This is a genomic window from Paenibacillus sp. FSL K6-2859, from assembly GCF_038008265.1.
GTDB lineage: Bacteria > Bacillota > Bacilli > Paenibacillales > Paenibacillaceae > Paenibacillus_AQ > Paenibacillus_AQ nitricinens.
In genome coordinates this window covers 1,147,365-1,172,209 of sequence record NZ_JBBOYU010000001.1, presented here as the reverse complement: position 1 = coordinate 1,172,209, position 24,845 = coordinate 1,147,365, and the positions used below count along the sequence as shown (strand labels likewise).

20 protein-coding genes are annotated in these 24,845 nt (G+C 41.0%); 4 read left to right on the top strand and 16 right to left on the bottom strand.

Annotated features, from left to right (window positions below; translation table 11 throughout):
• Nucleotides 1-17 precede the first annotated feature (17 nt).
• From MHB64_RS05095 to MHB64_RS05070, 6 genes are all read right to left on the bottom strand, one after another.
• Nucleotides 18-1,463 carry a cytosine permease gene (locus MHB64_RS05095; protein ID WP_341133858.1) on the bottom strand — a complete coding sequence of 482 codons (1,446 nt, stop codon included), beginning with the start codon at nt 1,461-1,463 and terminating at the stop codon, nt 18-20.
• Between the two features lie 23 nt (nt 1,464-1,486).
• Complete coding sequence (arcC, locus tag MHB64_RS05090; RefSeq protein ID WP_094872379.1) at nt 1,487-2,437, bottom strand: carbamate kinase; 951 nt, start codon at nt 2,435-2,437, stop codon at nt 1,487-1,489.
• Nucleotides 2,438-2,468: 31 nt separating this feature from the next.
• Entirely contained in the window at nt 2,469-3,614 is a 1,146-nt protein-coding gene (locus MHB64_RS05085) for an ankyrin repeat domain-containing protein (protein WP_341133857.1), read from the bottom strand.
• A gap of 100 nt (nt 3,615-3,714) precedes the next feature.
• Entirely contained in the window at nt 3,715-5,142 is a 1,428-nt protein-coding gene (locus MHB64_RS05080; protein ID WP_341133856.1) for a YlbE family protein, read from the bottom strand.
• A 2-nt stretch (nt 5,143-5,144) separates the two neighbouring features.
• Nucleotides 5,145-6,692 (bottom strand): acyl-CoA synthetase FdrA, encoded by a 1,548-nt coding sequence (gene fdrA, locus MHB64_RS05075; protein ID WP_341133855.1) that lies wholly within the window; start codon nt 6,690-6,692, stop codon nt 5,145-5,147.
• Nucleotides 6,693-6,707: 15 nt separating this feature from the next.
• Nucleotides 6,708-7,595 carry a DUF2877 domain-containing protein gene (locus tag MHB64_RS05070; RefSeq protein WP_341133854.1) on the bottom strand — a complete coding sequence of 296 codons (888 nt, stop codon included), beginning with the start codon at nt 7,593-7,595 and terminating at the stop codon, nt 6,708-6,710.
• A gap of 243 nt (nt 7,596-7,838) precedes the next feature.
• Here MHB64_RS05070 and MHB64_RS05065 point away from each other — a divergent pair, with 243 nt between their 5' ends.
• Nucleotides 7,839-9,533 (top strand): PucR family transcriptional regulator, encoded by a 1,695-nt coding sequence (locus MHB64_RS05065; protein ID WP_341133853.1) that lies wholly within the window; start codon nt 7,839-7,841, stop codon nt 9,531-9,533.
• 62 nt (nt 9,534-9,595) lie between these two features.
• On the opposite strand, the gene MHB64_RS05060 is transcribed toward MHB64_RS05065, so the two are convergent.
• The 5 genes from MHB64_RS05060 to MHB64_RS05040 all read right to left on the bottom strand — a co-directional run bounded on the left by MHB64_RS05060 (nt 9,596) and on the right by MHB64_RS05040 (nt 16,312).
• Nucleotides 9,596-10,795: a CynX/NimT family MFS transporter gene (locus MHB64_RS05060; protein ID WP_280787785.1), complete on the bottom strand. Its 1,200-nt coding sequence runs from the start codon at nt 10,793-10,795 to the stop codon at nt 9,596-9,598.
• Nucleotides 10,796-10,932: 137 nt separating this feature from the next.
• On the bottom strand, nt 10,933-11,709 hold the full coding sequence (locus tag MHB64_RS05055; RefSeq protein ID WP_094872386.1) for a DeoR/GlpR family DNA-binding transcription regulator: 777 nt from the start codon (nt 11,707-11,709) through the stop codon (nt 10,933-10,935).
• 55 nt (nt 11,710-11,764) lie between these two features.
• On the bottom strand, nt 11,765-12,430 hold the full coding sequence (deoC, locus tag MHB64_RS05050; protein WP_179283716.1) for a deoxyribose-phosphate aldolase: 666 nt from the start codon (nt 12,428-12,430) through the stop codon (nt 11,765-11,767).
• A 307-nt stretch (nt 12,431-12,737) separates the two neighbouring features.
• A complete protein-coding gene (locus MHB64_RS05045) occupies nt 12,738-13,946 on the bottom strand; it encodes an MFS transporter (RefSeq protein WP_341133852.1) in 1,209 nt (402 codons plus the stop codon).
• Nucleotides 13,947-14,086: 140 nt separating this feature from the next.
• Nucleotides 14,087-16,312, bottom strand: a complete 2,226-nt coding sequence (locus MHB64_RS05040; protein ID WP_341133851.1) for an S-layer homology domain-containing protein — start codon at nt 16,310-16,312, stop codon at nt 14,087-14,089.
• Nucleotides 16,313-16,610: 298 nt separating this feature from the next.
• Here MHB64_RS05040 and MHB64_RS05035 point away from each other — a divergent pair, with 298 nt between their 5' ends.
• The 3 genes from MHB64_RS05035 (at nt 16,611) to MHB64_RS05030 (ending at nt 19,053) form a co-directional block, all read left to right on the top strand.
• The gene (locus MHB64_RS05035; RefSeq protein ID WP_341133850.1) at nt 16,611-17,588 is read left to right on the top strand and encodes a tRNA dihydrouridine synthase; all 978 of its coding nucleotides are present in this window, start codon (nt 16,611-16,613) and stop codon (nt 17,586-17,588) included.
• 111 nt (nt 17,589-17,699) lie between these two features.
• Nucleotides 17,700-17,999 (top strand): helix-turn-helix transcriptional regulator, encoded by a 300-nt coding sequence (locus MHB64_RS33850; protein WP_445671626.1) that lies wholly within the window; start codon nt 17,700-17,702, stop codon nt 17,997-17,999.
• A gap of 70 nt (nt 18,000-18,069) precedes the next feature.
• Nucleotides 18,070-19,053: a tRNA dihydrouridine synthase gene (locus MHB64_RS05030; RefSeq protein WP_341133849.1), complete on the top strand. Its 984-nt coding sequence runs from the start codon at nt 18,070-18,072 to the stop codon at nt 19,051-19,053.
• A gap of 70 nt (nt 19,054-19,123) precedes the next feature.
• Here the strand turns inward: MHB64_RS05030 and MHB64_RS05025 are convergent, their stop codons facing one another.
• The 5 genes from MHB64_RS05025 to groES form a co-directional block, all read right to left on the bottom strand.
• Complete coding sequence (locus MHB64_RS05025) at nt 19,124-20,509, bottom strand: family 4 glycosyl hydrolase (RefSeq protein WP_341133848.1); 1,386 nt, start codon at nt 20,507-20,509, stop codon at nt 19,124-19,126.
• 33 nt (nt 20,510-20,542) lie between these two features.
• Nucleotides 20,543-21,265 (bottom strand): 6-phosphogluconolactonase, encoded by a 723-nt coding sequence (locus MHB64_RS05020; RefSeq protein WP_341133847.1) that lies wholly within the window; start codon nt 21,263-21,265, stop codon nt 20,543-20,545.
• Between the two features lie 20 nt (nt 21,266-21,285).
• A complete protein-coding gene (locus tag MHB64_RS05015) occupies nt 21,286-22,416 on the bottom strand; it encodes an ROK family protein (protein WP_341133846.1) in 1,131 nt (376 codons plus the stop codon).
• A gap of 280 nt (nt 22,417-22,696) precedes the next feature.
• A complete protein-coding gene (gene groL, locus MHB64_RS05010) occupies nt 22,697-24,325 on the bottom strand; it encodes a chaperonin GroEL (RefSeq protein WP_094871457.1) in 1,629 nt (542 codons plus the stop codon).
• A gap of 78 nt (nt 24,326-24,403) precedes the next feature.
• Complete coding sequence (groES, locus tag MHB64_RS05005; RefSeq protein WP_036676506.1) at nt 24,404-24,685, bottom strand: co-chaperone GroES; 282 nt, start codon at nt 24,683-24,685, stop codon at nt 24,404-24,406.
• Nucleotides 24,686-24,845 lie beyond the last annotated feature (160 nt).

The following is a 24,845-nucleotide window of genomic DNA, read 5'->3' as shown; positions in this document are numbered from 1 at the left end:
TTCCTCCTCTAGTTTAATTAGGATGATTTTAGTTTTTTGCTAAAGATGGTATATAGAATAAACGAAACTATTAAGCCACTAAAGAAAGCAAAATCATTCATCCTAACTAGGAAGGGGATACCCTTAAGAAATGCACCTGACATAGGAAGGATGAAGCTGACTGCTAGAACAGCCATCGCAACAGGATTGTAACCATTCTTATATTCACCGTTGCTGCCTGCTGGGACATAGATATGGTCAAGATTTAATACTCTTTTCCGATGAATAAAGAAGCTTGAAAGCATGATACCCGCAATTGGACCAAAGATGGACCCGATAAAGCTATAGAAATAAAACAACGTCGTAGTGCTTTCTACAAGCTTCCATGGCAAAATCAAAGTTCCAACGACGGCTGTTAAGACACCCGCAGTCTTTACAGTGAATTTTCTCGGGAAAAGAGATGACATTTGCAAGCCAGCTGGCAATAAGTTGGCAAACACTACGAAGGCGATTGCTCCTACGTTTAGCGCAAGAATCAATACAACAACCGCGAAAGTGTTTTCAATTTTATCAATGGCATGAACGATATTGAAGATCGGTTCACCAAACGCAATTTCAGTACCCGCGATTAAAGCCACACAAGTGATGGCAAAAAGAATATAAGACAAGATAAACCCTACAGGCAATCCAATCATAGCCGCTCTTGGTGATTTCGCACGATGGGTGAAGTCAGACATATTTACAACAGGACCCGCCCAGTTAGATACCAATGCACTCACGCAAGCAATAAAGACTAGTGGACTTGAAGTTGGGTTCGCCGGTACATACTCTAAAATCGGGCCAAACCCTCCAGCAATCTTGATCGCCCACAGCGCAGCACCAATAATAAACACATACACTACCGGGGATGACCAGTTACCGAACTTACCCAGTGTTTTCATTCCCCCTAAGAACAACAGCACAGTTGCTGTCCAAAGAATTGCGTAGGAGATCATGGTCGGAAATGCTAACCCGAATAGTGTAAACCCGCCGCCTAAACTCATATAATCCGGAATAAATCTAGCAAATATAACATTTAATGATTCTGCACCTACAACGGTTGTGGTTCCAAAGAAGACTAACCCGGCAATAAGCCCCCGTATTAATGCAGGGATTATGGCTCCTTTTACTCCAAAGGAATCACGAAGCAGCATCGCAAATGGCAGCCCATACTTGGAGGCAGAATACCCATTTAAAGCATAAAATGCAGAGACAATAATGGCTGAAAGCATAACGGCAAAAAGCACCTGTGTTGTATTCAGTCCTAGGACGAAGAAACCTGCCACTGTCATATAAGACATAATATTATGGACAGCGCCCATCCAGAGTGTGATATAGTTGGACATTCCCCAGTCTCTTTGCTCAGGCTTTTTGGGCAGTAATTCCTCACCATAACCGTATGATTTGTACCTGTCATAATTTAGTTCCAATTTTGCTTGATCCATATCTACACTTCCCCTCGCTTAAATTACTTCACGATATGAGTGCCTGCTTGTTCATTCATCGCATCCTTTAAGCTTTCCGGATTCGTAATAATAACTCGCGTTCCGCTATTCTCTAAGAAGCTTAAACTCGCCTCGATTTTAGGCAGCATACTTCCTGCTGGGAAGTGATTTTCTAGCACATATTGTTTAGTCTCATCAACCGTCATTTTGGAAAGCTCTTTTTGATTCGGCTTACCATAGTTGATGCATACTCTGGACACTCCCGTTGTAATAATTAAGGTCTCCGCATGGATTTGTTCTGCTAAAAGACTCGTTGCGAAATCCTTATCGATGACTGCATCAACACCTTGGTACGTGTTATCCTCAGCCTTCACGACTGCGATACCTCCACCACCTGCAGCAACAACGACAAAGCCCCCGTCGATTAATGACTTAATCGCGTCTTTCTCCACAATATCTATAGGTCTTGGGGACGGAACTACTCTACGATATCCTCGGCCAGAGTCTTCTACAAAGCTCCATTCAGGATGTTCTCTTTTCATTTCTTCCGCTTGCTCTTTGGAAAAGAAGGATCCTACTGGTTTCGTCGGATTCTTGAAATTAGGATCTTCTGAGCTTACTTCGACTTGTGTAATCACCGTAGCCACATTCTTATGGATCCCTCTAACTGCAAATTCATTAATTAAAGCTTGCTGAATTAAATAACCTATTCCACCTTGTGTATCAGCCCCACAATTCACTAGTGGAACAGGAGACATGCCGGCAATTTCATGTGCAATCTCAGATCTTCTTAGTCCAAACCCTACCTGTGGTCCGTTACCATGAGTAACGACGACATTGTAGCCCTCTTGCACCATATCAACAATATTAACGACCACTTCTTTTACTGCTTCAGATTGGTCATGAATCGAATCCAGGCCATTTTCCTTGACCAATGAGTTCCCGCCAATAGCAACGATTACAGTCTCTTTCATCTGATGCCTCCTATGTTGCAATTCTTATACGCTAACCGAGTAACTCAAGAGATTGCTTTTTGTGTGAGTGGTATAACGGATTCGTTGGATCATTCTTAATGGCGTTCTCGATAGCCTCAATGGCCTCTTTATGCTTACCAAGCGATCTTAGACTGTTCGCTTTATGGAAAGAGAAGTCATATCTATGGGGCTGAAGCGCGAGAAGCTTATCCATCTCGATAACTGCTTCTTGGTGTCGCCCAAGTTCTCTTAAATAATTGGTTTTGTGGTAGCGATAGAACGTTTCATTAGGTGCCAGCTCACAGGCTTTATCATATTCCTGAAGAGCTTCCTCCGGTTTATTCCACAATCTCAAAGCATTCGCTGTATAGAAATAAAATTCTAAATTCATCGGATTCATAGATAAAGCGCTTTCATAGCACTGAAGTGCCTCTTCGTATCTCTTTACTTGTTGCAAGAAATAACCTTTATAATAGATGAAGTCCAGGTTGTCAGCATCCGCTTCCAGCGCCCTGCCCATGACAGATATAGCTTCTTCATATTGCTCTTTGTTAGCAAGAGCCTTTGCCTGCTTCACATATTCGTTATTTTCTTGGAAGCTTTGTTCTAGAATCTTCACCACTGTATGCTGACCATTCTCTTCGGCACGTTGTAGGGATGAGAGCCCATCCCGATCAGGCAAATGCACATCTGCCCCCGCATGGACAAGTGATTTAATAATGTCAGAATATAGCCGCCCCCCGTTGCCCAATATAACTGCTTCAAGCAGTGCTGACCAACCTAGGGCGTTGACATGATTCACAGGAACCCCGGCATCAATACATACTTCCACGGTTTTTAAGTAGCCCTTTTCACTTGAGGGTAGCAGTGCTGTTCCTCCAAAACGATTTACGCTCTTCAAATCAGCTCCTTCAGCAATCATGAGACGCAGAATTTCATAAAATCCATTTGCTGCTGAGCATATAAACGGCGATAATTGTGTAATATCTCTAGTGTTTACGTCACTTCCTGCTTCAATTAATCTCTTAGCAATCGTGATTTGATTGTTTTGAGTTGCCGCCATTAACGCTGTTCGCCCTGCAGCATCTTTATAATCAACACTGGCACCCTCGTCTAATAGTTTCTCAACAAAAGCCAGTTCTCCCTGTTCACTCGCTTCAATAAGTTTTGTATTCAAGGATAGATGATCCAAAATTGTTCACTCCTTCACAGCCTAGCACGAAGATGTTCGTCTAGCTCCAAATAAGAATGGTGGGCTAAGCAAATTAGCCCTTTTCTTATTTAATATTTTCACTTAATGCGAGTAAGGCTTGTTCAAATGCTTCGATTGGAGGGTTAACAATACCCGCACCAATCATTCCAATCCCCGCATCTTTATGTGCAATGGCTGTATTAATAATCGGCATAATTCCTGTTTGAATGACTTTTTGAATATCAATACCTGTTGGAATCCCTATAAAGTCAAGCATTGGAATCGTCACATTAGGATTTTCAGTGGTTGTGATTTCTGCCATTTTTGTGGTGTAGCTGATGGCATCATCAACGGTCCCCCCCACAAGCGAAACAATAGCCGGCGCAGTTGCCATAGCAAATCCGCCAATTCCATAGGTCTCCGTAATCGCACTGTCACCAATATCAAGACCAGAATCCTCTGGTTTATAACCAGCGAACATAGGACCTATTACTTGTTGTGCTGGACCTGTAAACCATACGTTCCCAGCGATTCCACTCACGCGGATACCGAATTCCACTCCGTTACGAGCCATGGTGGTAACAATGGTACTATTCTCAATGCCATGCGCAGCATCAAGGGCACATTTACAAAGCGCCATCCACGTCGGGCCCGAGAAATAGTCGCTGCTGCTAACGAATTCAAACACTTCTTTTTTCTGTTCAACAGTGAAATCGGTTTGGATAATATAAGGCGTTAGCGCTTGAATGAGCAGGGTTGTTCCAGCTACATTTCGGTTATGACACTCGTCCCCCATATGAAGGGCTTGTGACAGCATTAGGCGCAAGTCAATCCCATTGGGATTTAGCTTCATCGCATCTCTTAAAATAGGACCCAATACATCTCGCATCCAAATCAAACGCTGGATAACACTCTCGTCATTAGCACCCATACGAAGGATTTTGGACATTTGTTCACTTAAATTTGTATAGGCAATATTTCCATAAGTTTTATTCTCAACAATATGCATAAACATGGAAGCCGATGTTACGCCAGCCATGGAACCAACACAGTTATGTTCATGACATGGCGAGAAAATAATCTCTCCAGACTCGGCTAGTACAGCTGCTTCTTCAAGATTGGGGGCAAGTCCTTCAAATACAATAGCCCCTGTTACCGCACCTTTCATCGGACCATTCATTCGTTCCCAAGTGATTGGCGGGCCAGCATGTAAAATCGTATTTTTCGTCATACCCGGAACCACATTGATCGCTTGGTCAAAGCCAATCAGTACCGGTTGCGAGTTAATAATTCGCTCAACAGCCTCTTTGTTAGCAGCTTCAATCTTAGCTGTAACCCTTGGGTCTTCAAGCTTATCCAGCGCAGCAATTAATTCTGGATTACCTCTGCCTGGCGGCGTCCACTCCAAGTGAGTTACATTCGCGTTTTGTTTTAACAAATCATCTCTAAAGTTCGCAATGCCTACATTAATGACATTTAGTTTATTCGTAAAAAGTTCATTGATTTTACTCATGACTATTCTCCTTTCACAACGAATTCTCTTGCTAGTAGACCTGCATTCTGACTGCTGCTAGCATGTGTAGCACCCGAAGCTAACAATTTATTAATTTGACCCTCAATATTTTGACTATCCAGCTCGGTTCCAAGAATGTATCCAATAATCTCTAGATGCCTTCCTTCATCTTCAGCGGCTTGCTTCGCTTCGATAATCGCTGGAAGCATTGCCCCTACAGGATCTTCGTGTGCTCCAAAGCCTAGAACAAAGTCCATCACAATAACACCGACAGAAGGATCTTTCGCTTCTTGAATAAATCTTTCAATCCGAGTGGATGGATCTATCATTGGATGTGGCTTACCTTGTGTAAATTGGTCGTCTCCGAAGTCAATAAAGGTATGAGCTTGGCTTACTCTAACATCTTTTAAGCGATATTCAGAATCTCTCTGAATGTTACTGTAGACATTATCGAATTTCTCCATAGCAATGTGCATCGCTTCATCACAGAGCGTACCGCCACTGAATAGTCCACGGATATATTTTTGCTGAGGATTTAACTTCGCACGCACTTCTTCAATAAGCGGGAGATTTAACGTACGTTTGTTAAGCATCGATTCGTCTGCCCCAGCTAAAAGTACCGCTTTAAGCGCCGCTTCTTTTGACATTTTTGCAAAATGACCGCCAGCTTGGGCGACCTTTTCTTCATTCCCACCCACAAACCAAACCACGACTGGTTTTTTACATTGTTTAATTTGTGCTAGTACTTTCTCTTCTACACTTGGTGCTGGTGGTTTAGATACGAGAACAATAACCTTTGTTGCATCGTCCTCTTCTAACGCTTTAATTCCGGCCAGCATCATAATACCGCCAACCTCTTCACTTAGATCTCTGCCGCCTGTACCGATCAACTGTGTGATTCCACCGCCAAATTCATGAATACGAACCGTTACCTCTTGGCTACCTGTTCCTGATGCGCCAACGATCCCGATATTTCCTTTTCTCACGGCATTTGCAAAGCATAATGCGACATTGCCAATAATCGCAGTCCCACAGTCTGGCCCCATCATTAACAAGCCTTTTTCTTGGGCTAAAGTCTTTAATTCAATTTCATCTTCAATACTTACATTGTCGCTAAACAGCATGACATGAAGATTATTTTCAAGAGCTTTTCTTGCTTCTCTAGGAGCGCAGCTCCCATTTACGGCAATAATCGCTAAGTTAGCTTCAGGAGTACCGTTTACAGCTGAGGTAATGGTTGAGTATTTAACCTCACTTTTTCCCTTAGAGGAATCTTTCTTTTTCGTTAACAATTCATTGATGCTATCGAAAGCACCCTCACATAGCTCTTCAGAGGCAGCCTTCACAATAATCACTAAGTCACTTGTTTTGGCACTTTCTACTTCAGGTGTCATCAAGCCCACATTTCTAATGACCTCTTTATTCATTTCAGTCCCCATTGCAATAATGGCTTGTTCTACGATTTCGATCTGATTCGCTTTGGTTGAGAGTGACATCAAAGATACGGAATCGATATATGTGTTTGGTTTTACTAAAACTTGAACAGTCATACTTGTACCTCCCATTTACATGTTCATTTCCAGCCCTGCAACAATTCCTAGAGCTATATCAGTACCCGAAGTGGACCCTATAGCCAGTACCCTATCTAAAGCCAATAGTAATTTCTCTTCGCTACCTCTAAATAAAGCTTCCATTAAGTCACTTATAGACTCTCTTACCTGGCCAACTGCTGCTTTAGCTAATGCCATATAGCTGATATCATTGGTTAAAGCCTTCGCATGTAAGACGACTTCTTCACAAAACGATTGGTGTGAAAAGTATTGATGATTCTCGATGCCCATGACGGTAAACAATCCCACCAAGAAATCATCGCCGGCTGGCGTTAAGCCTGGTCCAAGGCCTATGAGCGAAGTTGCATGTGTGATTGCAGTAGAGATTCGCTTGTTTTGCAAATCCGATACAAGTAATTGCGTCCGTTCATGAAGCATTCTAGACATTTCATCGTCAAAAGGATTGCCGCTCTTGAAAGCCCTTTCAATTCTGCTGTTATTTCCGTGAAGTTTAATATATTGCTTCATGACGGATACATTCATTATTAAGACTTCAGCTTCTGAAGGATATTTAGGCAGTTTACAATTCCATTTTTTAACACCATTCATTGTGATAGACATCTTATTAGCAATTGATAAAACGGAATGATCCGAACTTACAATGTCATTCACCTTGATATCTGCTTCTTCAAAATGTTCTAAGTCAATAATAAGTGTATTAGGCGCATTATCGATTCCCTTACACGCAATAGTATACAAATCTCCACGATCCAAACATTGAATATTGATTGTGCGATTAAATGTGCTATGAACAAAGCCATGAAACTTATGATGAATGATTCGTTGAATAAAATCTCCATCACCGGATTTCGCAAATCTCACTAGAGTCACCTCTATTTTCATTCCTTATATTTTCAAAAAGGTGATTGACCTCCTTTTCACTTCAACAGATGGATGAATGCATTGAATCATATGATTTGGTTACATCGTACAAAGGCAACTATTAGCGTAACTACCTTACGCACTTAATATATAATATACTGGTAGGGATCGTCATCGTTTAAGCGAACTAAAAAGAGTGCATCCTATTTGTGCATGTTATACAAGGGAATGTGTTAAAAGTGTGTCTGAGGAGTGTGCCAAACATTGCTAACCGTTAAAGACTTAATAAAGATCAAGGCTATAGAGGGAATAAAAATTGTTGCTGGAGAACAAGGAATTGATAAATCCATATCCATCGTTAACATTATTGAGAATCCTGATGCCTTTGACTGGCTTTCACCTAACGAACTACTCTTATCAACAGGCTACATCTTTAAAAATAATGCCGAATTACAAAATCGAATGATTAAGGAACTTGCGGAGCTGAACTGTTCAGGATTGGTTGTGAAAATGAAACGGTACTTTGACAAGCTTCCTCAGAACATGATTGATGAAGCCAATAAGTATGGGTTACCCCTTCTAGAACTTCCCTTTGAATACACACTCTCTAACATGATCTCGATCATTAATGAGAAGGTTTCCGGAAGATATGATTTGCTCAATAGAAAGACTTTAGATATACATAACTTGTTCTTCAAAATCACCCTCGAAGGCGGCGGTATTGCCAAAATAACCTCCATGTTATCCGAAACGATTAGTAATCCTATTATTGTCGTAGACAAGGATTGGCGATTACTGCATCACACAGAACATGCGAAGAATAACAGTCCTCTCGAGTATTATCTTGATTTTTCAAATCGACAGCCTGTTTTTAATAAAGCGTTCATCGATACTATCCCTACCAATCTAAATGAAATGAAAAAATCTATTAAGAGGACCTATCATTCAGAAGGTGCGGAAATAAAATGTCGGGTGATTCCTGTCGCTGCTTCTAACTATATTTACGGCTATATTGTGATTTGGCAGACAGTGCAAGAGCTATCAGAATTTGATTACATTATTTTGCAGCAAGCCTCCACCATCATGGCACTTGAGCTGATCAAAGCAAAGGAAATTAGCGAACTTGAAATAAGAATTAAGCAGGACTCCATTGATGATTTACTTTCGGGGAAAATATCATCCCATGAAGCGCTGCAAACCTTATGTTATTTACATGGATTAAATCCGAGCTATATGTATTACAGTATGGTGATAAATATTGAAATGAATGAAGCAGACAAGTTTGAAGATATGATTATCGGAAAGTACAAAATGGAGTCCATTGCAAAAAAGTGTGTGGACATCATTTATGACTTGTCGCATAAAGCGATTGGAGAAATTAAGTGTTTTTATAGAAACAACAGAGTCATCATTCTAGTAGGGCAAAATGAAGAAAGACCTCCTGTTTCGATTAGTGATGCCAAGTTATATGCAAATGAACTGCTTGAGGTACTTATCCAAAGAACGAAAGAAACACTCTTAATAGGGATTGGTCAGCAATACAGTACAATCAGCTCGCTGCATAATAGCTTTTCTGAGGCGAACGAAATGATTAAATTAATGCAACAAAAAAACCTTCAAAACAAGGTCTCACATTTCGAAGATTATTCAGTTTACCATCTGTTGGAAGCAAATATCAAAATCGTTGCCTTAGAAGAATTTTTCCGAAAGTGTCTAGGTAAAGTCTTTGATCATGATCAATTACACGGTACAAGCTACATGCTAACTTTAGAAAATTACTTTACTAACAATCTGAATGTCACCGAAACTTCGAAGGCTATGTTTTTGCACAGAAACACACTTATCTATCGAATCGAAAAAATAAAAGAAATCCTAAATCTGGACTTAAAGCATTCGGAAGAATTACTACGAATTCAAATAGCGCTAAAGATATTTAGTATTTTAAATAAAACGATTTAAAAAAACTCCCCATACAGCAGCAGGGTTCATTATTTCACCTGTCTGCTATATGGGGAGTTTTTTTATACATATTTATCTCGGCCAGACAACATTCCAAACGTCATCACAAGTCCGGAAATAACGATCAGTGTGATCAGTGGAATCGTCCACACTTGGGTCATATCATATAAATAACCGATCAGTATAGGCCCTATGGCTGCAAGCATATATCCCGTGGATTGAGCCATTCCAGATAATTCTGCAGCTTGATTTCCGTTTCGGGCACGAATTCCGATATAACTTAGCGCCAGTGGGAAATTCCCTCCCAAAGCGATACCAATCAAGATAATACTTAGGATCATCATAGGATAAGATGAGCCCATCCATAGGCCCCCATAACCAACAATGGAGCACATGCCTAATGCGAATGCAATCCATACTTGAGAGCGCAGTCGTCCTGCAAGAATAGGAACAAGAAAACTAACAGGTACGCCAACAATTTGTGTGAAGGATAATAACCAGCCTGCTGTACCCCTACTTATGCCATAGTTATATAAGATTTCAGGTAACCAAGACATTGTTATATAAAATAATGAAGATTGAAATCCCATGAATAGCGCTATTTTCCAAGCGAGCGGTGAACGCCAGATTTGCCTAGCACTGATCCTTACACTTTTCACTACATTATCTTTGGCTGGATTTAATCTAGTTAGAAGGATCCATACCACGATCGCTATGATTGTCGGAATTCCCCATACGATTAAGGCTCCGTCCCACCCAAGCTTCAGACCATGGGCTAGAGGAATACTAATACCTGATGCTAACGATGCGAACAATCCCATGGAAGTGGAATAGATACTTGTCATTAGACCGAACTTTTGTGGGAACTTCTCCTTCACAACTACCGGCAATAGAACATTTCCGATGGCTATCCCTACTCCAATCAAAAGCGTACCAACGAAAATAAAGAGTGTCATTGAAATGGAACGAATGCAAATTCCGACCAAAAGAATAACCAAACCTAACAATAGCGTCTTCTCGTTGGATAAACGAGCAGCGATTCTAGGAACGAGAGACGACATAACAGCGAAGGATATCAAAGGTATACTCATTAATAAACCTGCACTCCAGTGTGCAAGCCCCACATCTTCTTGAATAATGCCCACTAATGGACCTACCGATGTAATCGCAGGGCGTAAATTAAAGGCTACCAGAACAATCCCCGAAATGAGTAAAATGATATATAACAAATTCTTGTTGTCTTGTGTCTGTGGTGAATGCAAAAACTAAATCTCCCCTCAACGAATCAAATGCCAAATGATCTTCAGAATGTAGCATTAGTTATAACATATAAGAAAGTAGTTTAAAAGTATAAAAGCAAACAGCGCGCACCAATTGAGTATCGGCACGCGCTGAATTTCTAAGCTAGATAAAGAGAAATATTTAATTGTTTGATTTTCTCAATCCACTCTTCTGATAAACCTCTATCAGTTACAATCGCATCAAAATCATTTAACGAAGCAAAGTAAGTGGACTTAACCATATCAAACTTAGAGGAATCAATCACTAAAATTTTCTCAAGAGCACAATGAATTGCCGCATTTTTTGTGTCCACTTCACAACTGTTCGTACAAGTAATGCCTAATTTAGCATTAACTCCAGCTGCAGAAATAAATGCTTTTGTTGTTCGTGTTCTACTTATTAAATCCAACCCTTCTCTGCTCTCAAACATTTGAAGTTCTGGACGGTAATGACCACCAATAAGAATAAAATCCTTAAACCCTTTTTTATGAATCTCAATTAATGCGTTCATAGTGCAGCAAACAATTTCCACAGAATGATTTGACGGAATATGTTCGATGATTTGAGCGGTTGTTGTACCAATATCAATAAAAATAATATCGTTAGGCTCGATTAGTGAAGCTGCTAACTTACCTATATTATATTTTTCTGATGCCCGATTATTTTTTTGAGTGGTCAAATCATATTCATCTTGTTTATTCTCATTGAGGTCAGAACCATTATAAATAACCGCACCTGAAACAACTTGAACGATTTTATTTTCTTTTAGATATTTAATATCCCGGCGAACAGTCATTTCTGTGACATCAAGTTGATGGGAAAGTTCTTTGATGGATGCGCCACTTTTATTTTTTAGGATTGATACAATTGTATTTACTCTCTCTTGCTTATCCATACCGGTTCATCCTAACTACTAATAATAAAGTATAATTATCAGAATTATACCATATCTAATACCCCAATACTTCCTGCCCTTTTACAATTTTAACTATGGCACTAGTTCCTAAACGGTCTGCACCCAACTCGATAAATGCTTTAGCATCATCCAAAGAGCGAATGCCTCCAGCTGCTTTAATCTTCACATTTAGACCAATGTTCTGTGCAAACAGGCTGACATCCTCTTTAGTTGCTCCAGCTTTTGAAAATCCAGTGGATGTTTTGATATAATCAGCACCAGCTTTTGTAACAAGCTCACATACTTTCACTTTTTCCTCTTGGGTTAGCAAACAGGTTTCAACAATAACCTTTAATACTCTACTTCCACATGCATTTTTAATGGCATGTATTTCCTCGTAAACTTCCTCATAACGCCCGCTTTTTAAGAAGCCCACATTGATCACCATATCAATCTCTGATGCTCCATTTGAAATGGCGTCTGTTGCTTCAAATACTTTAACAGCTTGGGTATTATAACCGTTCGGAAATCCAATGACTGTACAGATGGCTATTTTGCCTTCAACATAATTTGCTGCTTCTCTAACATAAGCACTTGGGATACAAACACTGGCCGTTTGGTATTTCATAGCATCATCACATAAATTCTTTATATCTTCCCATGTAGCCGTAACATCCAGCAGTGTATGATCTACTTTTGCTAATATATCTTTAACATCCATTCTATTCACTTCTCCTTTAAAAATTAGTTATGAAACATTAAAATGTTACTATTATAACATTCGCTGACACTACAAAGAGCTAGTTCCTCCATAGTCATTAATGTTGATGAATAAGCTATTACTTTGTTTATGCAACGAATTAATGCTCCTAATATGTATTGATACAATTTGTTATATTAGCAACATATGTTTGAATTATAACACAGTTAAAAATATAGTCAATGATAGTGAAATGTTGTTTTACTAAATTATCTTTGATATACGAAAAGGCCGCCGGATTATTTCCGACGACCTCTATGACTTCTCCTCAGGTTAAGTTATGATGCTGAGCAATAACTGCTTCTTGACTCTGCTGATCCAACTTATAGCATATCAATGCAATTACACAGGCTGATATCGCCAGGATAGAAGCAGCTATTGGAAGGGAGATTAATCCTCCATGCTGGGCAACGACTCCACCAATTGCGGAGCCACCTGCGATTCCCAAGTTAGACGCTACTGGATTCAACGATGCAGCAAGGTCCTTCGATCGTGGTGAGAACTGCTTCGCCAAATCTATCAAATAGAGCTGGGCTGGTGCGCTCACAATACTCGACATGACGGCTAACATCATGAGTACGATCATTCCTAGAATCGAGATCGATGCGGTCATACTAAAAATGATGTAGATCACTGCTTGTATAAGAAAAACGAATCTAAGCTTACTTACCGCATTTCCGGTTGCAACCTTGCCTCCAATCCAGTTGCTGACAATCGTAGCAATCCCGTATACAAACAGTACACCACTAACCGAGCTCTTAGGAATATTCATCACTTGCTCTAGCAATGGTGTGATGTACGTATACATCACAAACACTGCTCCCACTGCCGTAACTGGAATGAGAAATGCAAGAATAATACGTCCATTTGTGAGCAGCTCGATCTGATCCTTGAGTGAGCTAGGCACAGGCTTCGGTAGTTTGCGTGGAATATAGGCATAATTTAGCGCTATGGCAATTCCAGCTAATCCCCCATTCAGAACAAATGCTGCAGGCCAGTTAAAATACTGCCCTACAAAAGTGCCGATCGGTACACCAAATACATTCGCAACAGCGAAGCCGCTTAAAATTGTAGCGATCGCTTTGCCTCTTTTCTCCGGGTCAACCGCTTCATTTGCTACCGTAATGGCTACAGAAAGAACAAAACCACATAGTACGGCAGTAACTATTCTGGTCACTAGCAGCATACTATAGGTTCCAGTTATAGCACTCCACAAATTCAGCAGCAGAATCAATACAAGCGATACAAGAATCGTAATCCGTTTCGGGATGCGGCTGAACAAAGACATCATAATGGGTGTGCCAATGGCATAAGCGATCGCGAAACCAGATACCAAGCCCCCGACTGTCGCTAGCGTCACTCCGAGGCTCGAGGATATTTCCGAGAGTAAACCAACGATAATATACTCCGTCGTACCCAGAATAAACGCCATAAAAGTAAATGAAAAAATCAATGCGTTCTGTCGTGATGTTGTCATGGTGCTCTCCATCCTATTTATCTCTATTTTTATAAGAGCATACCTACTCATAATACTCATTTAGACTATATTGAGCAATCCTATTTTTCATAAAAAAGAAGCTTCACATAAGTTCAAAGAACTCATGAGAAGCTTCTTTTTTAAGCCGGAGGCAAAATAATTAAGGTAATAAATTGTTCCTCGGAGAAAGATCTAGCTGTTCCAGGTCCATCTGCATCTGCTTTGAACTTAATGAGATAGGTCCCCGGTGCCGGCATCAATTTATCGTGAAGTTCAAACGCAATATCCGAAACACCTCTGTTGCTTCCTGTGAAAGTCAGCGTATGCCCATTATTGCTAATTTGGTCACTTGTCAGATGTGTCCACCCACTAATGCTATAATAGTCATTTGTGTTAAAGGTCATGCCTTCAATCGTTACCTGAACTTCAGCATTCGTAAAGGTTTCTCCGGAGAAAAAGTCAAACCGAATGGTCCGTTGTGTAGAACCAGTTACCAGCTGTTTTGTTTTTAAAATGCCTCCGTCAAAGCCATATATGGAGCTAGTAACCGTAGGTGTGGTCAGAACACCCTTAACAAGCTCAATCATAACGGCATGTTCAGCATTCTTCGCCGATTCATTATTGGATGAATCCTTAGCGGTAATCACGAAACGATACGTTCCTGCGCGCAAATCACCGACATTAGCTGCATTCACAGATCCGTCTGCTTCACTGGTGCCTAATGCGATAGCTGTTCCTAATTCATCGGCATCTACTTCACCGTTCTCATTCGTATCCGTCCACAGATAGGCTTGAACTGCTGCTCCTTGCTCTCCAATAGCTCCCGCTAACCCGCGAAGCTGATCTTGTGTCCCGTTGTAGTTATCCACCGCCTCGAACTTAGCTGTGTCCACTACTGGTGCAGTCGTATCCGGAACTTCGTTCTTGCTCAAGGTCAGCGTAACGGCATGTTCAGCATCCTTCGCCGATTCATTATTGGATGAATCCTTAGCGGTAATCACGAAACGATACGTTCCAGCGCGCAAATCACCAACATTAGCTGCATTTACAGTTCCGTCTGCTTCACTGGTGCCAAATGCGATAGCTGCTCCTAATTCATCGGCATCTACTTCACCGTTCTCATTCGTATCCGTCCACAGGTAGGCTTGAACTGCTGCTCCTTGCTCTCCAATAGCTCCCGCTAGCCCGCGAAGCTGATCTTGCGTCCCGTTGTAGTTATCCACCGCCTCGAACTTAGCTGTGTCCACTACCGGTGCAGTCGTATCCGGAACTTCGTTCTTGCTCAAGGTCAACGTAACGGCATGCGCAGCATCCTTCACCGATTCATTATTGGATGAATCCTTAGCAGTAATCACGAAACAATACGTTCCTGCGCGCAAATCACCGACATTAGCTGCATTCACAGATCCGTCTGCTTCACTGGTGCCTAATGCGATAGCTGTTCCTAATTCATCGGCATCTACTTCACCGTTCTCATTCGTATCCGTCCACAGATAGGCTTGAACTGCTGCTCCTTGCTCTCCAATAGCTCCCGCTAACCCGCGAAGCTGATCTTGTGTCCCGTTGTAGTTATCCACCGCCTCGAACTTGGTGCTATCAACCAAAGGTGCATTGATATCTGAATTGCTGCTATGCCCACTTTGTGAAGAGGAAGACCCTCCAACAACAGGAGTAGGTACAGTTACCGCTTCTTTACCCGGCTGAGGAGTTGGGGTGGCGCTTGGCTGCTCAGTATTCCCGCTCTCCTTAAACTTTAGAAACTTGGAAGCTACTAGAGCTACAGCCTGACGATCTACTTTGGCCTCAGGATTAAAAAAATTATTATATCCGGTAATCAATCCATATTCCACAGCGGCAGCTATAGAATCTTTGGAATAATCAGCAATTTGGCTACTATCAGCAAATTGCAAAGTTCCAGCTTTACCGGTAGGATTGACTCCCAATGCTCTCACGAACATGACGACCATATCCTGACGTGATAAATTTTGCCCCGTACCGAAAAGATTACTGCCGGTACCCTTGATCAATCCGGCTTTGACAGCTGCCTCTACATAGCTGTATGCGTAGTTGCTTGCGGTAACGTCCAGAAAGGTAGGCAGCGCAGGTGGGTTCGAAATATCCAGCTTCAATGTTTTTGCTAAAATAATTGCAAAATCCTGCCGTGTAATATTTGACGTAGGATAGAACTTACTCTCTTCAACACCGGTCACTATCCCCTGATCGAATAGCTCAACAATCGCTTTCTTTGCATATGAGCTATCAATATCAATAAATGAAGCGGCAGCCGATCCTTTGGTCGGCATAATAATAGGGCTTGATAATACAGCAGCAGCCAATATAGAGCTTATCCATTGCTTTTTGTTCACTTACTTGTCCCCCTGTTCATTGGATGCATTATGTCGTTTGTCTATAATCGATTCGTTAACACAATTCGACTTTAAATTACAAACTTTTCATCTACAGGATTATAACAAGTATCAATAAACAGATTATAAACAAACAAGCCATGGCCTTATTACTGATGAACACTACAACCATAAATTTGGCTGTCGCTCACATCATTGATTCTGTGCATCAAACGAAAAAAAATGATACTATGTATGATGGGTATAGGACTTTGCTATCCTTATATCGTTTTTATATATTACAACAAGAGGAGATAATATGAGTAACGAACAAAACTTCTGGCTTGATTTACCGAAGCCGTTTTTTATATTAGCACCAATGGAAGATGTCACAGATGTTGTATTTCGTCACGTCATTAGTGAAGCTGCCAAACCCGACGTGTTTTTCACAGAATTCACTAATACAGAAAGCTATTGTCACCCTGTAGGAAAAGACAGTGTTCGTGGTCGATTAACGTTCACAGAAGATGAGCAACCGATTGTCGCTCATATTTGGGGTGATAAACCTGTATTTTTTGAACAGATGAGTATTGATATGAAAAAACTTGGTTTTCGCGGTATCGATTTAAACATGGGTTGCCCCGCACAAAACGTCGCATCCAATGGAAAAGGTGCTGGATTAATACTACATCCTGAGGTTGCAGCAGAAATTATTCAAGCAGCAAAAGCCGGTGGATTGCCGGTTAGTGTAAAAACAAGATTGGGTTACTCTGAGATTGATGAGTGGCGGGATTGGTTAACACATATATTGAAGCAAGATATTGCGAATCTTTCCATTCACCTTCGTACAAAAGAAGAAATGAGTAAAGTAAATGCACACTGGGAGCTAATCCCTGAAATAAAAAAATTACGCGATGAAATTGCTCCAAATACGTTATTAACTATAAATGGAGATATCCCGGACCGCGCAACAGGATTAAAGCTAGTTGAACAATACGGCGTTGATGGTGTCATGATTGGCCGCGGCATCTTCACCAATCCATTTGCTTTTGAAAAAGAACCTAAAGAACATAGTCCAAAGGATTTTCTCAATTTACTTCTATTACAGTTGGATCTTCACGATAAATATTCAAATGAACTCGAGCCACGTTCATTTAAACCACTTCTTCGCTTTTTCAAAATCTATGTTCGTGGATTTAGAGGCGCAAGCGAATTAAGAAACCAATTAATGGATACAAGATCAACAGATGAAGTACGTCGTTTAGTAAAAACTGTTTTAGAACAAGAATTAGAATGAGGCATATTAAACTGTGAATTGCCCCGTCAATTAGACAGTATAAAACTATCTAATGCTTAACAGAATGAAAGGCCTCTCGTATTCCTACGAGAGGCCTTTCAATTTTACCCTATACGGTCAGAACGTAGTAATTCCAACCTATGCATAAATTCAATTGCAGACGAGCTCTCGATGTCTCCAATTTATTTGAGCCGGCTATATAAGCAGTTAACAACACACGCACTACCAGATAAAATTAACGAACTGCGGTTGGATAAAGCTAAAGAGCTGCTGAAGACCTCTGAATACACCATTGTTGATATCGCCGAAAAAACTGGATTTACTAGTAGTTCATATTTTTATCGCTTATTTAAGAATAGTACCGGTATAACCCCGAGCGATTATAGAAAAAAGATAAAGGTCCTCCTATAATTCTGTGCATTAAACGAAAAGAAATGATACTATGTATGATGGGCAAAATGTTGCAAAAGAAGGAGAATTTATGAGTAACGAACAAAATTTTTGGCTTGATTTACCGAAGCCGTTTTTTATATTGGCACCTATGGAAGATGTCACAGATGTTGTATTTCGTCATGTGGTTAGTGAAGCTGCAAAACCAGACGTGTTTTTCACGGAATTTGCAAATACAGAATACTACTGTCACCCTAAATTAAAGGTAAAGGAAAGTGTGCTTACTCGATTAAGGTTCACGGAAGATGAACAACCGATGGTCGCTCATATTTGGGGCAATAACCCGGAGTATTTTGAACGAATGAGCATGGATATGAAAAAACTTGGTTTTCGTGGTATCGATATAAACATGGGATGCCCCGTAAAAAACGTCGCAACCAATGGAAAAGGTGCTGGATTAATTCGACATCCTGAAGTGGCAGCAGAAATTATTAAAGCGACTAAAGCTGGTGGATTGCCGGTTAGTGTTAAAACAAGATTAGGATATAGCGAAATTGATGAGTGGCGCGATTGGTTAGGAAATGTATTGAGACAAGATATTGCGAATCTGTCCATACACCTCCGTACAAAAAAAGAGATGAGCAAAGTAGATGCACACTGGGAGCTCATCCCCGAAATCAAAAAATTACGCGATGAGATCGCCCCAAATACGTTGCTAACCATTAATGGGGATATTCCTGACCGTGCAACAGGCTTAAAATTAGTAGAGCAATACGGGGTTGATGGAGTCATGATTGGCCGCGGTATTTTCAAAAATCCATATGCTTTCGAACTAGAACCTAAAGAACATAGTGTGGAGGAGCTTCTTAACCTTCTACTTTTTCATCTAGATCTTCACGATAAATATTCAAAAGAGGTTGAACCACGTCTGTTTAATCCACTTCGAAGCTTCTTCAAAATCTATATTCGTGGATTTGACGGAGCCGACGAACTAAGAAACCAATTGATGGAGACGAATGCAACCGATGAGGTACGTCGTTTAGTACAACCTTTTCTGGATGCAGATTCGGAATAATATGTAATGCAAAATAAATGGCCTCAGTTCTGAATTTCATCAGACTGAGGCCGTTTTTATTAAAGATGTCTTACTTCCACTCCAGCTTTGGCAGTATTTCTTTTTGCAGCTCACACATTTCATCGATCATCGCACAAGCTTGATAGTAGGTTGGAGCTTGCGGATCAAGCAGGATCGCTTGCAGCAATTTTGTTCTCGACTCTTCAAGAAACGCCTCCAGTAACAGCTTATGGATTGTACCTTGAATATGGATCATTCCGATAATGGCAGTTGGCAGTTCAATCGTCATTGGCTTAAATACGATACCCTTTTTATTAACGATCGCTTGTGTTTCAACAACCATATCCTCTGGAAGTCCTTTAATAGCGCCGTGGTTTGGCATATTAACAGCATTCAACTCGATTTCATCGTCGAAGAAAATCGCTTCAATAATTGGTATTGCGTATTCATTACTAATTTGAACCTTATCTTTATCAAATAGATAAGCCTGCTCAGACCACTGCTCTTGATTCAGCGTATTCTCGAATAAGCCTTTATCCAAAGTACTGCCACTTGCACAGTATACAAATTCAGGTGTTCTGGAGTCCTTCTTCCACAGCTGCTCGCTCATTGGATTGTAACGGAACTGCAAAGGTAGTCCAGCATAGAAATCCTCTGCCCAAGAAATATACTCTCCACAATGGTTAGTCCCGGGGTAAGGGTAGTAGCCATAAGTATGGTACAAGGTTCTGGATAATCCAATATGATCGAAATGTGCCAAACGGTTAGCTTGCTTTTCTTTGTCATGGAATAGAGGGTATAAATCCTCTCCCGTACTCTTGTTCCAGATCTTCGTAAAGAAGCCAAAGTGGTTCAATCCGCCGCCTTCAACTGCAATATCTTTACTATCCATCTCCAGGAATTCAGCTAGCTGATGAATCCCCATATCTAAACCATGGCACAAGCCCACCACTTTGATTGAAGTTAATTTGGAGATGGCTTCCACTAGCTTCGCTTCCGGATTCGTATAGTTAATTAGCCAGGCATCTGGACATACCTTCTCCATTGTCTTTGCAATCTCCAGCATCGGACCTAAATTTCTCAAGGTGTGGAACATTGATCCTGGTCCGCCGTTTTCTCCATATAGCTGCTTGCTACCGTAACGGCGCGGAATGTGAAAGTCTTGTGACCAGTAATGATATCTTTCTACCTCAATCGCAACGATGGAGAAGTCAGCCTCTCTTAAGGCATCTTCCAAATTCGTCGTTTGCCAAATCTTCGCAGGATGAGAAAATGCCGTAAACATTTCGGTTGCATACTTGTACGTTCTATTCACATTCTCTTCTACAATATCCATAAGTGCGATTTCGAGGTCTACTTGATTTCTCAACCGTTCTGATAACACGAGATCTTGAAGTGCTCCTAGTCCAAAGGAAACACTGCCTGCTCCGATTAACGCAACCTTCAACTTTTTCATGGTCTTCAAGCTCCTTTTCATATTACGCCTCAACTATAATGACTGATCCATATATTTGGCGGCTGCTGCATCTAAAAAGAAATCTATATGATCATAGCCGAGCAATTGCTGAGCAGGCAGCTGTGCGTCAGAGTTTATGAAGATTTCCTTCACGATATCAGCTTTGCGCTCTCCAGTTATGACGACAACAACTCTTTTACTCCTTGCAATCTGTTCCAAACCTAATGTAATGCCTTGCTTTAATTCAGTCTGCTCATGAAAATATTTTTGAGCGACAGTCTTTGTTGTTTCCGACAGCTCCACAACACTGCTGTAATTTAATACTGGGCTACCAGGTTCATTTAATCCGATATGTCCATTCATACCTACGCCCATCAAGCTGAATGAAATCGGGTGTTGCTCGATAAAGTGATCAATTCGTAAACATTCCTGCTTCATATCCGGCGATGTTCCATCAAAAAACACAATCTGTCTGCTATCCAGTGAAATCTGGGAGAACAGATCTTGATTCAACATCTGATAGCAGCTGCCTTCAGAGCTCTTGTCAATGCCAACCCACTCATCCAAGCTAACGATGTTAAGCCTCTTGATTTTCCATTGGAGGTCCGCATCATCGGAAAATTTCTGATAGCTTTTTTGTGGAGTACTCCCTGAAGCCAGGCAGAACACAGGATGCTGATCGGTAAATAAATGATCTTTCATCTCTCTGGCAATTTCTTGTGCTACTTCCTCTTCATTCTCAAAGATTTTGATCATGTTGTTCACTTCCTTCTTGTTTACTCCGAAATAACATTAATCATCTCTTGCTGGAGAATAAGTGTAGCTGCTCCGATGGCTGTTGATTGAAGTAACTTACTCACCGAAATTTGAGGAGTCCACTCCGTATATTGCTCGACATAGCTTTTCGTGCGGTCCAATATGCGTTCCGGGAACAGCGTTACCGTTTTACCGCTAATAATGACCTGGTCGATATCCAAGATGCTGATCATATTGGTAATCGTTAATGCCAGATTCTTCGAAACATAATCAATACAAGCTTCTACGTCATTCGTTGAATTCAAATCATATGTGCTTAACAAATACTTAATGGCTAATTTGCTTTCCAGCCAACCTACTGAAGATGGCGTACGTTTATATTCTGAATCAAAGCACATATACTCCAGCTCCCCTGCACTTGCATTAACGCCGCGGTGAAGCTCTTTGTTAATAATCAGGCCGCCTCCGACCCCATCACCTGCAGCAACATGAATGAGACTCGTCAATGCTTGATCTGAGTTTTCAAGATTCCGAAATTCCGCCACAGTCGCTGCGTTCACATCATTCTCCAGAAGAATGGGTAAGTTTACTTCGCTCTTGAGAGTTTCAATAATCGTTTCATACATAAAGTCGTTTTCTTTATTGTGATGCGTTCTCATCCGGATCGATTTCTTTCTTGTATTGATCGCAGCATCAACGCCAATACCAATCCCCAAGACAACACTATTCGTTTCCTTCGCTTTACTCTTCAAATACTCCACAATCTCTATAAATATCGAAGTGAACTGCTGGCTATAGAACGGAATATCTGTTTCAATCGAATACGAATCTATGATCTTGCCGTGCAGATTAATAAGTACCGCTGTAATTGTACTGCCAATAATCTGTATTCCGATTGTCGTATAGCTGTTTTCATTAAATCTGTAAACCGTACGTTTTCTTCCCAAGCCGCCAGAGCCTTCTCGACTTTCACCAGTGACGGTCAATAAACCAATCTGTTCAAAAAAGGTAACAATCTTGCTTACAGTAACAAAGCTCATTGCCGTTTTTTCTGTAATCTCAACTTTCGCCAGTTCAGGATATTGAAGCAAAATGTCGAAGACTATTTTTCTATTCTCATCTTTAATATCATTGGGTAAAAATGATTTCATATGTCCTCCATATTATATTATTAATATAATTAATAAATAAAGTTAAATAACTAATCAAAAAAGATAGGTCATCACTTACTGACCTCTTGAATTCATTATATATTCACTGTAGTGAACGTTCAAGTGTATTTATTTAACTTCCTTAAATTAATCTGTTCTCTATCTTAATATCACCAGCAAGTGCGTGCATCTGGGTACGCCACAAAAAGAAGCCTCTTATGAGTTTAATGAACCCATAAGAGGCTTCTAATCAATCCTATTTCAAAGCTTTACAGCCTTATTACATCATGCCGCCCATTCCACCCATGCCGCCCATATCAGGCATACCTGGTTTTTCTGGTTCTGGCTTGTCAGCAATTACTGCTTCAGTAGTCAAGAACATAGCCGCTACGGATGCAGCGTTTTGAAGAGCATAACGAGTTACTTTCGCAGGGTCAACGATTCCAGCTTCGAACATGTTTACCCACTCATCAGTAGCAGCGTTGTAGCCGATCCCTACAGCTTCTTTTTTCAAGCGGTCCACGATAACGGAACCTTCTTGACCAGCATTAGCAGCGATTGTGCGAACTGGCTCTTCCAGAGCACGCAATACAATGTTAACGCCTGTTCTTTCGTCGCCAGTTGCCACAACAGCAGCAACAGCAGCATATACGTTCACAAGAGCAGTACCACCACCGGACACGATACCTTCTTCAACCGCAGCGCGAGTTGCGTTCAGGGCGTCTTCGATGCGAAGCTTACGCTCTTTCAATTCTGTTTCAGTTGCAGCGCCTACTTTGACAACGGCTACGCCGCCAGCTAATTTAGCCAAACGCTCTTGCAATTTTTCTTTGTCGAACTCGGAAGTTGTTTCTTCCAGTTGCGCACGAATTTGGCTTACGCGAGCATTGATGTCTGCTTTGTCGCCGCTTCCGTCTACGATTGTAGTATTTTCTTTGGTTACGCGTACTTGACGTGCGTTACCCAATTGCTCGATGGAAGTAGTCTTCAGATCAAGACCGAGCTTCTCAGTAATCACTTGGCCACCAGTCAGGGCAGCGATATCTTGCAGCATAGCTTCACGGCGGTCGCCAAAGCCAGGAGCTTTAACAGCAACAGCGTTGAATGTTCCACGCAGTTTGTTCACGATCAGCATAGCTTGTGCTTCGCCTTCGATATCTTCAGCGATAATAACAAGCGGTCTAGCTTGTTGAACGATTTTTTCTAGCAAAGGAAGAATTTCTTGAGTGCTGCTGATTTTTTTATCAGTGATCAAGATGTATGGGTTCTCCAGAACAGCTTCCATTTTATCCGTATCAGTAATCATGTACGGGGAAATGTAACCACGGTCGAACTGCATACCTTCTACGACTTCAAGCTCAGTAAGGAATCCACGGGATTCTTCAACAGTAATAACACCGTCTTTACCTACTTTTTCCATAGCTTCAGCAATCAATTGACCCACTTCTTCGTCAGCAGCAGAGATAGCAGCTACTTGAGCGATAGCTTGGGAATCTTCGATTGGTTTAGAAATTCTTTGCAATTCGATAACAGCAGCTTTAACTGCTTTGTCGATCCCTTTGCGGATAACCATTGGGTTAGCGCCTGCCGTTACGTTTTTCAGACCTTCACGGATCATAGCTTGAGCCAGAACCGTTGCAGTTGTAGTACCGTCACCGGCTACATCGTTAGTCTTAGTAGCAACTTCTTTAACCAGTTGAGCACCCATGTTCTCGAATGCATCTTCAAGTTCGATTTCTTTAGCGATAGTTACACCATCGTTAGTGATAAGCGGGCTACCGAATTTCTTTTCAAGTACCACGTTGCGACCTTTTGGTCCAAGTGTAACTTTTACCGCATTTGCCAAAGCATCTACACCGCGCAACATAGAGCGGCGTGCTTCTTCACTAAATTTAATTTCTTTAGCCATTGTGTAATTACCTCCTAGAATTTTTTGTATATCACGTTACTTTAAGTAGTTTAGATTTAGCTTATGATCGACTCTCGCTTAGTCAAGAATCGCGTGAATGTCGCTTTCTTTCATAATCAAATATTCTTTACCTTCGTATTTGATTTCTGTTCCTGCATATTTAGAGAAAAGAACACGGTCGCCTTCTTTAACTTCCAGCGCTACACGTACTCCATCTTTTAAAGCTCCGCTACCTACTGCAATAATAGTTCCTTCTTGTGGCTTTTCTTTCGAGGAGTCCGGAAGCACAATCCCGAATGAAGTGGTTTCCTCCTGCTCGCTCGGTAGCACCAATACGCGTTCACCTAAAGGTTTGATCATGAAAAAATAGCCTCCTTTAAAATTATGTTATTTTGCTTCAAAACATAGTTTAGAACTTACCTGTCTTACTTCAAAATCTCTGGTGTTTATGAAAAATATCAATTGGACGCTACGAATATCTGGTCCATCTCATATTTTCCATAAGCATTAGCACTCGACA